At 44.3% G+C, this 13,552-nt stretch carries 10 protein-coding genes; 5 read left to right on the forward strand and 5 right to left on the reverse strand.

Annotated features, from left to right (window positions below; all coding sequences use genetic code 11):
• Window positions 1–87: 87 nt before the first annotated feature.
• Window positions 88–2,745 (reverse strand): T9SS type A sorting domain-containing protein, encoded by a 2,658-nt coding sequence (locus F0145_RS24420; protein WP_150092994.1) that lies wholly within the window; start codon window positions 2,743–2,745, stop codon window positions 88–90.
• Between the two features lie 1,233 nt (window positions 2,746–3,978).
• On the opposite strand from F0145_RS24420, the gene F0145_RS24425 reads away from it, so the two are divergent.
• Window positions 3,979–4,974 carry a mevalonate kinase family protein gene (locus tag F0145_RS24425; RefSeq protein ID WP_150092996.1) on the forward strand — a complete coding sequence of 332 codons (996 nt, stop codon included), beginning with the start codon at window positions 3,979–3,981 and terminating at the stop codon, window positions 4,972–4,974.
• A gap of 92 nt (window positions 4,975–5,066) precedes the next feature.
• A complete protein-coding gene (galU, locus tag F0145_RS24430; RefSeq protein ID WP_150092998.1) occupies window positions 5,067–5,951 on the forward strand; it encodes a UTP--glucose-1-phosphate uridylyltransferase GalU in 885 nt (294 codons plus the stop codon).
• A 187-nt stretch (window positions 5,952–6,138) separates the two neighbouring features.
• Here the strand turns inward: galU and ligD are convergent, their stop codons facing one another.
• Together ligD and F0145_RS24440 are read right to left on the reverse strand one after the other, a co-directional pair.
• Complete coding sequence (gene ligD, locus F0145_RS24435; RefSeq protein WP_150093000.1) at window positions 6,139–7,077, reverse strand: non-homologous end-joining DNA ligase; 939 nt, start codon at window positions 7,075–7,077, stop codon at window positions 6,139–6,141.
• A 201-nt stretch (window positions 7,078–7,278) separates the two neighbouring features.
• Window positions 7,279–8,238: a lipid A deacylase LpxR family protein gene (locus tag F0145_RS24440; RefSeq protein WP_190277634.1), complete on the reverse strand. Its 960-nt coding sequence runs from the start codon at window positions 8,236–8,238 to the stop codon at window positions 7,279–7,281.
• A gap of 113 nt (window positions 8,239–8,351) precedes the next feature.
• Here F0145_RS24440 and F0145_RS24445 point away from each other — a divergent pair, with 113 nt between their 5' ends.
• Window positions 8,352–8,852 (forward strand): DUF4112 domain-containing protein, encoded by a 501-nt coding sequence (locus F0145_RS24445; RefSeq protein WP_150093004.1) that lies wholly within the window; start codon window positions 8,352–8,354, stop codon window positions 8,850–8,852.
• A gap of 51 nt (window positions 8,853–8,903) precedes the next feature.
• Here the strand turns inward: F0145_RS24445 and F0145_RS24450 are convergent, their stop codons facing one another.
• Window positions 8,904–9,530 (reverse strand): DUF2939 domain-containing protein, encoded by a 627-nt coding sequence (locus F0145_RS24450; protein WP_150093006.1) that lies wholly within the window; start codon window positions 9,528–9,530, stop codon window positions 8,904–8,906.
• A 909-nt stretch (window positions 9,531–10,439) separates the two neighbouring features.
• On the opposite strand from F0145_RS24450, the gene F0145_RS24455 reads away from it, so the two are divergent.
• The gene (locus F0145_RS24455; protein ID WP_150093008.1) at window positions 10,440–10,829 is read left to right on the forward strand and encodes a BlaI/MecI/CopY family transcriptional regulator; all 390 of its coding nucleotides are present in this window, start codon (window positions 10,440–10,442) and stop codon (window positions 10,827–10,829) included.
• A complete protein-coding gene (locus F0145_RS24460) occupies window positions 10,826–12,814 on the forward strand; it encodes a M56 family metallopeptidase (protein WP_150093010.1) in 1,989 nt (662 codons plus the stop codon). Before F0145_RS24455 ends, F0145_RS24460 begins: the two co-directional genes overlap by 4 nt.
• A 276-nt stretch (window positions 12,815–13,090) precedes the next feature.
• Here the strand turns inward: F0145_RS24460 and F0145_RS24465 are convergent.
• Window positions 13,091–13,552 (reverse strand): transposase (locus F0145_RS24465; protein WP_150093012.1); only part of this gene is annotated, 462 nt, incomplete at its 5' end.

Below are 13,552 nucleotides of genomic sequence, written 5' to 3' on the forward strand. Positions count from 1 at the left end.
AAAGCAGCACCCCGGCTACATTCAGCCGGGGTGCTGCTTTTTTACAAGTTTAACAAGTAACGTTAACCCAGTAAAGCTTGTTCAGGTTTATCTACCCACGAGCAAACGTTTAGCAGCTACTTGTTTATCCGTGACTAACTTGAGCAGGTACACGCCTTTGGCATAGCTGGCCACGTTCACAGCTATCTCCAGGTTCTGGTTGGCTTTAGCGGTGCCACTAGCCAGGGTTTTCACTTTCGCTCCCCTGAGGTCGTAGAGTTCTAAGGAATATTTACCGGCTTGTGGCAAGCTAAAGTTAATAGTAGCTTGTTCAATAGCCGGGTTGGGGTAAGCGGTTAAACCGGCCGTGCTGCTGAATAAATCATCGCTGCCGGCTTTACGCGCCAGCATGATAGGTGCCCGGCCTACGCCTACTTGTACCATCGTAGTAGCGGTCGCACCCATGGCATCGGTTACGGTCACCATGTAATCACCCGGAACAGCGTAGTGCAAGTCTTCGGTGCGGGCACCCGTGTTCCACAGGTACGTATAAGGGCCCATGCCACCGGTTACGCTTAAATCCACGGAGCCATCTTGTTTGCCCGCCGCGGAAACATTCTGGTGGGCTACTGACAAAGCCAGGGGAGCACCCTTTGTGCCTACCACTACGCTGGTCATGGTTTTGCGGCCAAAGGCATCGGTGACGATGACCGAGTAAGTACCCGCGGCTAAGCCGGTTAAATCTTCGGTAGTAGCCCCGTTGCTCCACAAGTAAGTAGCCGGTACTACGCCGCCCACCACGGTTAAGTCAATGGAACCATCGCTCGCTCCGGCACTGGATACATCCTGGTGGGAAGAAAGTACGCGTAAAAAGTCGTTCTTGCGGCCTACTTGCACAGTGGTCCAGCCGGTGCAGCCCGTAGCATCCGTCACCAGCACCGAGTAAGTGCCCGGCGAAGCTAAGCCTAAATCCTGGGTAGCAGCGCCGGCGTTCCAGCGGTAAGTGTAAGGGGCCGTGCCGCCGCTCACGCTTAAGTCAATCATACCAGCGCCGTTGAAAGCACCCCACATGCCGTACCAGGGCTCCGCTTGCGTGACCTTGGTGGTTAAGGCTAATGAGCAGCCGGTTGGCGGAGGAGTAGTTGGTCCGGTGATGGTATAAGAAGCCATTTTTTGGCAAGTACCGCTGGCATCGGTTACCATTACCATATAAGTACCCGCCATTAATCCGGTAAGGTCTTGCGTAGTACCAACTGTAGTAGTGCCCATCGTCCAGAGGTAAGTTAAAGGCGGTGTACCACCAGTTACGCTCAAATCTATAGCGCCGTCGCTACCGCCGGCCATGGTTACATTGGTAGTCATAGCCGATAGCACCAAATTACAAGGAGTAGCCACATCTTCAGCAACAGTATAGGTAGCTACCTGGCGGCACTGGGCCGCATCTACTACGGTTACGGTATAAGTACCGGCCATTAGTCCCGAAATATCTTGGGTTGTTCCTACCGTAGAACCACCCATAGTCCAGTTATAACTATACGGAGCAGTGCCGCCGGTTACGCTCAAATCTATGGCGCCGTTGTTACCGCCTGCTGTGGTTACATTAGTGGTTGTGGACGATAAGACCAAATTACACGCAGCTCCCGATACATTTATGGTAACTGAGGTAGTAGTTTGGTTGCCTTGAATATCTTCGGCTACAAAAGTTATTACAAAAGAGCCGGTATTATTTGGTGTCCAGGAAAAACTGGTCTGAACCGGGTTACCATTAGGTGCTGCCGGCGTTAAAGTAGCGCCTGCGGGCATACCCAAGGCAAATATAGTTACAGAACTGCTGGCCGGCTGGTCGGTGGCCCGAATATTAAATGTAACCGGCTGCCCAACCTGGGCTTCTATGGCTGACGCAGGAGAAGGTGTAACCGTAAAATCGAATACAGGAGCCGGTGGTGGAACTACTTGTACCGATATTAAAAAATCGACCACGGTTTTGGCACCTCGGGCATCGGTTATAGCAACCGCTACATTGTATAAACCACCAGGTCGGCCCAGGGTAGTCCAGGTAATAAATCCGGTAGTTGCATTAATAGTTAAACCAGCCGGATTGGTACCGCCACCCATTTCGGCAGCAGTAGCTAAACGGTAGCTCAGTGCATCACCTTCAAAATCGGTAGCGGGTATAGGAAAAGTAGCATTGGTGAGGTCGTTGGGTAAGGTTCTGATGGGCGGCAATGCCACCACCGGCGAATTATTACCACTTCCTACCTGTACCAACGTTTCTACGCGATAATTATCACCAGCATTATTACGCAATTCACTTATCCGGCAGCAGCTCTCAAAAAAGGCAGTATAATTGCCATTAGCCGCATACGTTTTGGTAAATGTTGCTTCACCGTAAAACCAATCCTGGGCAAAATTTACCGAAGTAACTAATAACGGAATAGTACGGCCGGTGCCATCGCCAAAAGAAAAGTTAACATCCGGCGTCATGGTTGATCCTACTGCCGGCTGGCCGGCACCAAAAAAGTAACTTCTCCGGAAAGCCTGGGAAACCTTAAACTCAACTGTCTGCGGACCAACTACCCGCCAGCTGATGTTGCCATAACGAAAATGCGAAGCAGAAGCAGAAGATACGCCAATAAAGAGCATAAGGGTTAGCGCAATAGCAAAGGAATAAAGCGCTTTTAAGCGTAGTGCGCTGGGGCTGTGATGGACGGGGCTAAAACAAGCATCAGATTCTTGTTTTTCACAATAAAGTAGTTTTTTGTGCATAGTTTTAAGGATTAAGTTATAATTTGAAAAAAGAAATAATTAAGCGTACTATCGTATATCTGCTTTTGAGAAACAGTAAATTATTTCGCTAACTACCCAAAAAGAGCATAAGTAGCCTACTAACAACCAGCATTGCTACAAGCACTATGCAAACCCCAACTACCTGATGCAAACCCGGGTTTGTAAAAAATGAAAAACTTAGAGATAACTTTTATACAAAATAACCCTGGCTACCCAGACTGGTCGCCAAGACAAAAAATGCATAGCAAAATTGTATAATAAACCTGCCATAAATATTGGAAGTAATTTAATACCAACATTAGTAAAGCCTTATAGGCGTTTACTACCAATTAAAATACTAACCGCCTGATAAACTGCAACAAGCGTTAATTAAATATGGTTGAATGTAAAAATATTGATGCACTTGCCCATGCAGGCAAGCTGTTTTAATTATATAAAACTACAATCGAATATTATATGCAGTAAGTAGTAAGCTAAACTTAGAATTAAATACCTGGCTTTAAATAATTTTATTTCAGCAAAACGGTCAAAAATCCTGTTTCAGAAAAAGATTAGAATATTATAAGTAATCTGAATATTTATAAACCTTAAAAAACCTTGTCCTGGTACTATGCTTTAATTAAGGGTCTTCTTTCGGGCAACTTAATTACCTGATTATATTTTAATTAGGCAGTTTTCAGCGCATTTAATTCTTGCAAGGCTCGGCTAAAAATTAATATTACCTAAATAAATAACTTAAATTCTATATTTATAATGTTAGCTTAAAAAGGCTGGTGTTATAATCATTTCAATACCATTATTTTAGATAAAAAATGATTTTATTGCTTTACTTTAAAAAAGATAAATTAGGAATGGCAATATATCATAAACAATATTAATAAGCAATACCTAAAAAGGAGTATTTTATAAGATATTGTAAAATTATTTATAGTATCAGAATATAAATAATATTTATTTAATGAATAATTTAAATTTATCTGCTCGTACCTGTTGGGTTTAAGCTATACGATACGGCGCCTGGCTTGTTTACTTACAAACAAAAGTTAAGCCACCTAGTATTTAAAATTGTTCGGGCATTTACGCCAGCCCCAGTACTACCTTAAAAGCACCAGATAATAGTATTAAATATATTACTTTTAAAATATTCTTGAAATAATTTTAATATCTAAGCCGGGAGTACTACATTAGAGCCTTTAACAGTTTCAGAACTTTATGATAATTCAAACCCGGGCTTATGCCAGAGCAGCTATTTTGGGCAACCCATCTGATGGCTATTTTGGTAAAACCATTTCGTTGATTGTAAAAAATTTTGGCGCCCAGATTCAGCTTTACCAAACCCCCGAACTGGAAATAGCTCCGCAACAGCAAGATTGCCACCAGTATAAAAATATTCACGACCTCTGCGAACAAATAAGCCTGACGGGTTATCATGGGGGTATTCCGCTGGTAAAAGCAGCCATTAAAAAGTTTTGCGAATTCTGCCAGAAACAAGGCATTACCTTACCCAACAAAAACTTTACCGTGCGGTACAGCTCTTCTATTCCGCGGCAGGTAGGTTTAGCCGGGTCCAGCGCCATTATTATTGCTACGCTGCGGGCGCTTTCGCAATTTTACCGGGTAGAAATTCCGCAGGCGCTTTTTCCCAGCCTGGCTATGTCGGCGGAGGTAGATGAATTAGGCATTAACGCCGGCCTGCAAGACCGGGTAATTCAGGTATACGAAGGGCTGGTTTACATGGATTTTAATAAAGAATTAATCCAAAACCAGGGCCACGGCTGTTATCAACCACTAGACCCGGCTTTGTTGCCAAACTTATTTATTGCTTATAAAACCGAACTGAGCAAGGTATCGGGTAAAGTACTAAACGATGTGCGCACGCGCTACGACCAGGGCGATAAATTTGTGATAGATACGCTAGCCAATATTGCCAACCTGGCCGAACAGGGCAAAGAAGCTTTGTTACAGAAAGATTACCAAACGCTGCACGCCCTCATGAACGAAAATTTCGACCTGCGTTGCAAAATTATGAACATCAGCCAAAGCAACATGGAACTGGTCAATACGGCCCGGGCCTGCGGTGCATCGGCCACCTTTACCGGCTCCGGCGGCTCCATTATCGGGCAATACTACGGCGATAAAATGCTGAATAATTTAATGGTAGAACTAAAAAAACTAAACGCCCGGGTTATTAAACCAACGATTATTTAAATGTTAGAGATTAGCGCTAATTTCCTTACGCTTACTTTAAAATAATATTAATTAATTTCTGTGGCACCCGCCCAGAACTATAGACATAAACTATGATAAAAAAAGCCGTAATACCGGCCGCCGGATTGGGCACCCGCTTTTTACCGGCCACCAAAGCTCAGCCCAAAGAAATGCTACCAATTATCGACACGCCTACCATTCAGTATGTGGTACAGGAAGCGGTAGATTCGGGGATTGAGGATATTCTGATTATTTCGGGTAAAGGCAAACGGGCCATTGAAGACCATTTCGACCGGAATTTTGAGCTGGAAGAACGCCTGCAGCAAAAAGAAGAAGCGCTTTACCAGGAAATGCGCCGGCTTTCGGATATGGCCAATATTTATTTTATCCGGCAGAAAGAAATTGTGGGCTTAGGCGATGCTATTTATTACGCCCGCCAACATACCGGCGACGAGCCTTTTGCCGTTCTGCTCGGCGATACGGTTATGACCTCGGTCATTCCGGTTACCCAGCAACTCGCCGATTTATACGATCAATATCAATCTACGATTATTGCGGTAGAAACCGTACCAGCCGATAAAGTAAACCGTTACGGCATTGTGGGCGGTCATAAACTCAGCGACTCTATTTTGCAACTAAACCAATTGATAGAGAAACCAGCCATTGAAACCGCGCCTTCTAATTTAGCGATTGCAGGCCGCTATATTTTAACGCCGGGCATTTTTAAGGCCATCGAAAGCACCCCCAAAGGCAAAAACAACGAGTTGCAATTAACGGATGCCTTGCTTAATTTATTAAAGCGTGAGCAAATATATTCGCATACCATAGAAGGCAAGCGCTACGATATCGGCAATAAACTCGATTTTTTAAAAACCACCGTAGAATTTGCCTTGCGGCGCGAAGAATTTGCGAGTCCGTTCTTCCGGTTTTTGCAGGAAATTGTAGCTACGCACCAAAGTAACGGCGATAAAGCTTAAAAAGTAATTGCTTTAAATATTATTCGGCGGAAACGGTTAAGCATACCTTAGCAGTTATCCGCCGAATATTTTTTATTTATAATAGTACGCAACAGCCGCCCTGTCCGCTTTTTTCACCGGCTAGTTCTTTAGGTTTAATAATTTTAACAGCGGTTTTTACTTTTTAGCGAAAGCCCAATATAAATATTTAATCCTGCAACGCTTTTAAAGCCTGTAAACACTTGGGTAAATCAATATTTTTGCCCAATACCCCTTTAAATAAATCGCCCTTTTCTTTTAAGCGGGCGGGCATATTTTTAATGGTAAACTGCGTTGGGTGCAAACCTTTTTTCACTTCGGGCCACGCCAGCGGTGCCGATACGGTAGCGCCAGGTTTAGGCCGCACGCAATAAGGAGCGGCAATGGTTTGGCTAATGGCGTTTTGCAGAAAATCGAGGTATATCTGGTAGCGCCGTTCTTTGGGCATTCGTTCCAGGCTGGTGAGTTCGGGTAAACGCTGGTGTACTTTTTGCGCCAGCAAATGGGCAAATGGCTTTACCTCCGCAAAAGAATATTTGGCTTGTAACGGAAAATACAAGTGCATACCGGTGGCTCCCGACGTTTTAACGTAACAATCGGCCCCAATTTTATCGGCAATTTCTTTTACCACCAAAGCCACTTCTACTACTTCGTCATAAGTATTTTCGCCGGGGTCCAAATCTATTACGGCCCAGTCCGGGTTTTCCAGGGCATTAATGCGCGAGTTCCAAGGATTTAACTGAATGCAGCCCAGATTATTCAGGTAAGCCAAAGTGGCTTGGTTCTGGCACAAAATATAGTTAACTTCTTCTTTCGTAGATTCTGAGTGAATGCTTTTGGTTTCAACCCATTCGGGTACTTTATCGCCTACGTCTTTTTGGTAAAAACCAGGCGCGTTAATACCGTTTGGGTGCCGCAGCAACGATTGGGGCCGGTCTTTTAAATAAGGCAAAATATAGCCGGCAATACTTTGGTAATAATCTATCAGATCGCCTTTGGTAATATTTTCGTCGGGCCAATAAAGCTTGTTTAGGTTGGTCAGGTTTACGAGCTGCCCTGCTAACAGCCGTTCTTCATCGCGGCTTGCTATTTTGTTTTTATCGGACACGGTTTTAGTTGTGGTTTAAGGTAAATATTAGGCTTTGTTATTTGTACGAAAAATATTTATTGAAGCTGATTTTTCGAAAAAACCCTGAATACGCCTTTAGAACAAAATATTACCTTCCCTAACCTACAAGATAGTTTGATGCTTTTAATTTCTCCGGAGTTTCAAAAAATAAAAGCAACGTAATATTTAGCAACTTAATATTTACAGCACAATTCGCAGTTCAAAATGCATCCACTGGTGCTTGCGGGCATCTTTAAACTCGGGGCTTAGCCAAACCACAGAACTTTCGAAACTAATGCCGCCGTAGGCACCTACTAAGCCGGCTGTTTTCTGTAAAAGCGCGCGCGAAATTAAATTGGCCGACATGGTATACGGGTTGTGCTGGTTAAGTAAACCACCCTGCAAGGTAGCATTGTAGCCCACCAGTTTACCGGTTACACCGCCTTTGGCATAAAACTGAAACTTCTGCAGGCCCTGCCGGTTTTCGCGGGAGGTAATGCCCAGGTTCTGAAAATAAGGATTCATTTTACCGGCCCGCATCAATAACCCGCCCGCAGCCCCGGTATATAAAGTACCCACCGAAGCGCCGGCGTTGCCCATTAATTCCAGCACCCGGCCAATACCCAGCAACTGTTTTTCCAGGGTAGCTTCGTAGCCCAATATTAAATCGTTTTGCAGTTGGTTATCCCAACCCAGGGGTTTCGGCGAATCGAGGAGTTCGTGGGCTTTGGTTTGCAACTGCTTGGCACCGGCGGCCGGCCCTAACAACCCAATCTGCAACCCGGCGGTAAGCCGCTGTTTTTTAATGGGGTTATTAGAAATTAAATATTGGTTCGCGTAAATATAACCGGCATAAGGCCGATCGCCGTAGCGAATATTGGGGTCTAATATTTTTAAAGGCGTAAAGGTATCGAACCGAATTTGCAGGCCGTGGTAACGCATAGCACCGGCTTGGCGCAGCAATATTTTATTTACCGGCGATTTTGCAAAACCCGGGTGTACCAGGTTCAGGCCCAAGCCCTGGGTAAAATAATAATCGGTCCGGAAAGTGGCATCGTTGGCGAAAATACCGGCAATTATTTTATCGTGGCTGCGGGTACTATCGGGGGCAGTAAAAATGGCGGCTTTTACCAACGTAGTCAGCAAAAAACAAGCGAACAAGAAAACAAATCTTAAAAGCGGTATCAAATTAAAAGTTAAATGGTAAGCCGAGGCAAGTTATACGACGTTCCGGAATTATTTATCGTATAGCAACTATAAACCTATATTTTATTATGTTCCAGAATAATCAACATTATATACATCCGGGTCACCAGGTAGTTCAGGACGAAAGATTGCGCTGGATAGAAATGGTGTCGCGGTTTATGGATAGCCAGTTCCGGTTGCCGGGCACAAATTTCCGGTTTGGCCTCGATCCTATCCTGAGCTTTATACCTTTTGGCGGCAGTGCGGCCAGTTTTGCTGTTTCGGCCGGTTTATTGGTTACCATGTTTAAATACGGAGTAAGCCGCAAAGTTTTAATTATGATGCTGGGTAACCTGGTGCTGGATGCCTTAATTGGCAGTATTCCGGTTATTGGTACTTTATTCGACTTTGTGTACAAAGCTAACCAGCGCAACGTATCGCTGTTGCGCAAACATTACCAGGCAGGCAAGTACCAGGGCAGCGGCAGTGGCTTACTGGCTACTATAATTATTGTGTTATTTTTATTGTTAGTCCTTATTATTTACGGCACCTGGCAGTTAATGCAGTACCTAATTGGGCTGGTATGGTAAATAAATAATCAAATAAAAGGCTCCCGAGAGCCTTTTATTTTGTTTTCTGGTTTAGCGTAAATGGAGCTTGCTGGCGAGCCGTTGCTTTTGGAGCCGGGAAGTATGTTTCAGCAATTCGCCGGTATTGGCAAGTTCCGTTACTTGCCAGTAATCGCCTTTATCTTCCATTTTAACTTCCAGCACCAACGTAGTATCGTAGCGGGGTTGGGTAAACTCTAAACCTACTAAAGCAATTTCGCCTTGTTCGTTCACGTATTTTACGCCTTTAAAAGCAGCGCTGTCGCTTACCACTTTGTGCCACAACCCCGACAAGGAAATATCAACTTTTTTGCGGGGTGCATTCGGGTCTTTTTTAAAATCGCCGGTTTCTACGTATTTCTGAATTTCGTTGCCTGCTACCTGGGCCAGTTGGGGTTTCATAAACCGGAGCACTTGTTTGGTAACTAAACTGCCGGGATTAAGCGCACTTAATAAACTTTGGTGCGCCGCCAGTTGGTCTACCAAACTGCCGGTTACCCGCTCTATGTTCACAAATTTTTCGAACTCCGCCATATCATGATCTTGCAAAGCTTCGTGCGCCTGCAACAACGAATATTTAGGACTCTGCACAAAACTGCGGTAGTACAAAAAACCACCCACCAACGCCAATAATACCACAATAATTAAAACTTTTTTCATGCACGTAGCTTACTTAATTTATTCTTTTCAGACAAAACTAACCTAACGCCTTCTTTTTTGCAATAGGCGGCTGGCGGTTACAAAACCGGGCTTCTAAAATATTTTTTCTGGCCGAGGCAACCCTTTGGCCTCGCATCTGCTCTTATAGAAAAACCAAGTGTAACAAACCTGGACAAGGTGTTCTGAAACCGGACACTTTCTTACATAGAAACAGGCCATGTTTAACACATAAAATGCTGCAATTTAGCTATTTAGCTTTATGGCACAGCAATTGAATTAAAAAGAATACCTAGGTTAACCCGCATAAAATATTAAACTATGAAAATGCCCGATTTAAATACTTACCCAATGCCAGCTTTAAAGCAGCTATTACCCGCCAGCCTCCCGAACCTAATAAAAGCACCCAATTTTATCCTGCACCCACGAACGGTTACAAGCGCGCTTGCCCTTTAAATATTTGCCGCTGCCACTAACCGTTTACCTCAACTTAAATCACAAGCTTAGTTCTAAAATTAACTCTAATAAAAATTTAAATACATTATGTTAGCTGTTGTAATTACCATTCTGTTAGGAACCCTGCTGGAATTAGCCTTATTTGGCTGCTGTTACTTCTTTTTTCGTCGGTTTAAAACCTTTAGGTTCAACTATTTCCAAACAGCAGAATAAATACTTTATAATATTCTTTTTTAGTTTATTGCTTTTGCTGGTATTAATGGTTTTGGGCGCCGCTTTCCTTAACCTTTAATACCTTTTTATTTTCCTGTCGGCCCGCCAAAATATTGCCACCTCAACCATATTTGCCACTTTAGCCAGCATTTAAAAAACTAACTACGAAAATATTCGTAATTAAATTTGCAACTACGAAATATTTCGTATATATTTATCTTAAACTGGTAAATATCTTTTTATATGGCTGATGCACAACCTTTAAAACCCACCGATGCCGAACTGGAAGTACTCCAGGTGCTCTGGCAAAATGGCCCTTCTACCGTACGGTTTGTAAACGACGAACTAAATAAAACCAAAGAAGTGGGCTACACCACCACCCTTAAAATTATGCAGCTCATGACGGAAAAGAATATGGTTCGGCGCGATGAAAGTAACCGCTCGCACGTGTACGAACCCTTGTTAAAAGAAGAAGCTACGCAAAAGCACTTGCTGGATAAGTTTTTAGATTCGGCTTTCCGGGGCTCCGCTTCCCGGCTGGTGATGCAAGCCCTGGGCAACCACCAAACCACTCCCGAAGAACTAAACCAAATACGTGATCTTTTAAATAAACTGGAAGGAGGCACCAAATGAATTACCTACCCGAATTCCTGGCTCCGGCTCTCACCAAAGCCCTGGGCTGGACAATTTTGCACTCTATGTGGCAAAGTATCTTAATTGCAGTACTGTTAAGCGTAGCCATGCTCTTGCTGCACCGGCAAAGTTCGCGTTTGCGTTACCGGGTAGCCATTGGGGCTTTATTCCTGAACCTGGCCGCAGCCTTCATTACTTTTAGTTATTATTATCAGAGCAATCCGGCAAATGCTGGTTTACAGGCCGCAATAACACCAACTACTTCTTATCTTTCGTCACAACCCGCTGAAGTGAATAATTTTAGTCTGCTAACAGTAGCAAGCGAATATTTTGCGGCGCATTTGCCTTTACTCGTAAGTTTGTGGCTATTGGGTATGGCTTTGATGTTGCTACGCTTTATTGGCGGTTTGGCTTACCTGCAACGGCTGAAATCTTATAAAACCACACCGGCACCCAACCAATGGCAAAACCGCCTGCACCAACTTAGCCAGGAACTAAAAATTAAGAAAGTAATTTGGTTGGCCGAATCGGCGTTGGTACAAACACCTTTGGTAATTGGCTATTTTAAACCAATTATTTTGCTGCCCTTGGGCACTATTTCGGAGTTACCGGTGGCCCAGATAGAAGCTATTCTGGCCCACGAACTGGCCCACCTTAAACGCCACGATTATTTCTTTAATCTATTGCAATCTTTAACCGAAATAATATTCTTTTACCACCCGGCTATCTGGTGGATAAGCGATTACGTGCGCATTGAACGGGAAAACTGCTGCGACGATTTGGCCGTGGCCATTTGCGGCGATTCGCTGGCTTACGCCCGCGCATTGGCTAACCTGGCCGAAAGAACACCCCGTACGCCCGGTTTAGCGCTGGCCTTTGCCGGCAAAGATGGTTCGCTGCTGGCCCGCATTCGCCGCCTGGTACAGCAACCCGGCTCGCACCCTTCCTTTACCGATGGTTTTGTAGCCGCCACGGTGTTGTTGTTATGCCTTACTTTTCTTTCGGCAACGGCGCTGGCTAATTTAAAACCCGCGCCTCCAGCTTTTTTACCCGCTAGTACTATTCAATCGGTGCCCAAAAAACTGGTACACCTGAATTTCTCTAATAATATTATTCCCGTACAGGATTCTGTACCAGCAACCTCCGACCTGGTTATTGTTAAAAATAAAAAAGGTAAAGTAACCGAGGTGTTTGTAGATGGCCAGAAAGTACCCAAAGACAAGCTTCCCGAATATGCCGGGCGCATCGAACAAGCCTTAGAAAATCAACGAAAAGGCAAAAATATAGCGCTAAGCGAAACCGAAACCCTCCGGAAAGCCGATGCCGCAGTGGCCAGGTTAAACCAGCCGCCTTTAGCACCGGTAATAGCGCCTCCGGCTCCGCCTATTCCGCCACCCGTGTCCGTACCCGATCCGGCCGAACCAGTTAAGCCGGTAAAACCGGTTAAGCCGGCCAAACCAGCTAAACCAGCCCTTGTACCGGCTGCTCCTAAAGGCGCTGCTGTTCCGGCCAAAGGTTTTTTCTACGAAGGCGATTTTTTTGCTTTTGCCAATGATTCTATGTTTTCTAAGTTGGCAATTAATTTAAATTTCGATTCTACTTTTAAAACACTCGAAAAGACTTTGCAGCTACAGGAAGAACAGTTCCGGAAACACGAAATCGTGCTACAAAACCAGCTTGCAACCATAAATAGTAAACACAATTCTTTGCAATTAGAGAAGCTGACTAAAGAACACGCAAAATTAGCCGCCGAACACGCAAAAATGGCTAAAGAACACGCTGCCGGCATGGAAAAGCTAATTGCCGAATTAAAAAAGGAAGGGCTCTATAAAGAAGGTAAAAACCGCCAAATATTATTTAACAATGATGGGCTTTATATTGATGGCCAAAAGCAATCCTATAAAATTTACCAGAAATATAAGAAGTACCTCCCCGAACCCGATAAAAAAACAACCGAGCAGTGGATGGAATATAATAAAAATTAATTCCAAAATAACAGCGTAGCAAAAAGAGAGGCCAGTCCTCTCTTTTTTATTTTAGGCTGATTATAGCGCTAAACTTATACAATTTAAATTATCAATATTCCATAGGAAGGCTGAATAGGCATTACTTTAAAGTATAGGTTCTTTGTTGTCTATTCAGGGCTCTTTGGTATTAAGTGGTACTTCTGCGGCCTTTCTAGCTTGTGCCGGTGCAGCTTTTCTGCTGGAGGTGTTTAACCCTTCCGCCCTCCGGGCACCTTCCCTAAATTAGGGCTACGATTAGGACACAAATTTTTGGGCCAGGGTCCACCCGTGCAAGATATGCTGGAAGTAATTCCAACCGCGCAAAAGGGTAATCACCCCCGCCTGCTTTTCGTGGGGTTTCCACCCGCCTAATCTGGCTATTATCCAGTAGCACCATTGTAAAGAGTCTTGGGGGTAAGGATTCCGCTGCTTGGCTGTTTTTCCTTCATAGCGTTTTTGTAAAGCCTGCAGACAAGCGACTTCCTGCTGGGTAAAGCTTTCTGCCAGCGGCACGGCTTCTTTCTGTTTAGAAGCCAGGTGCAAGAGCATTATCTTGCTAGCGGCAAACAAAGCCAGCAGCGTGAGTTGCACTAAAGCTTTGCCGGTTTCTAAATCCAGCAGTTCCACCTGCAAGCCTTTCTGCTTTAACAGCCGGAAGACCTGCTCAATGTTCCAGCGTAAACTATACCAGTAGATTAGCTGCTGCGCCTGTTGTTG

Origin of the sequence: Adhaeribacter rhizoryzae (assembly GCF_008629685.1) — a bacterium.
In the GTDB taxonomy this organism is placed as follows: Bacteria; Bacteroidota; Bacteroidia; order Cytophagales; family Hymenobacteraceae; genus Adhaeribacter; species Adhaeribacter rhizoryzae.

Coding starts and splice junctions, on each gene's coding strand:
- F0145_RS24460 (WP_150093010.1), top strand. CDS start 10,826: ATGAATTACCTACCCGAATTCCTGGCTCCGGCTCTCACCAAAGCCCTG.
- F0145_RS24420 (WP_150092994.1), bottom strand. CDS start 2,745: ATGCACAAAAAACTACTTTATTGTGAAAAACAAGAATCTGATGCTTGT.
- F0145_RS24425 (WP_150092996.1), top strand. CDS start 3,979: ATGATAATTCAAACCCGGGCTTATGCCAGAGCAGCTATTTTGGGCAAC.
- F0145_RS24455 (WP_150093008.1), top strand. CDS start 10,440: ATGGCTGATGCACAACCTTTAAAACCCACCGATGCCGAACTGGAAGTA.
- F0145_RS24450 (WP_150093006.1), bottom strand. CDS start 9,530: ATGAAAAAAGTTTTAATTATTGTGGTATTATTGGCGTTGGTGGGTGGT.
- galU (WP_150092998.1), top strand. CDS start 5,067: ATGATAAAAAAAGCCGTAATACCGGCCGCCGGATTGGGCACCCGCTTT.
- F0145_RS24445 (WP_150093004.1), top strand. CDS start 8,352: ATGTTCCAGAATAATCAACATTATATACATCCGGGTCACCAGGTAGTT.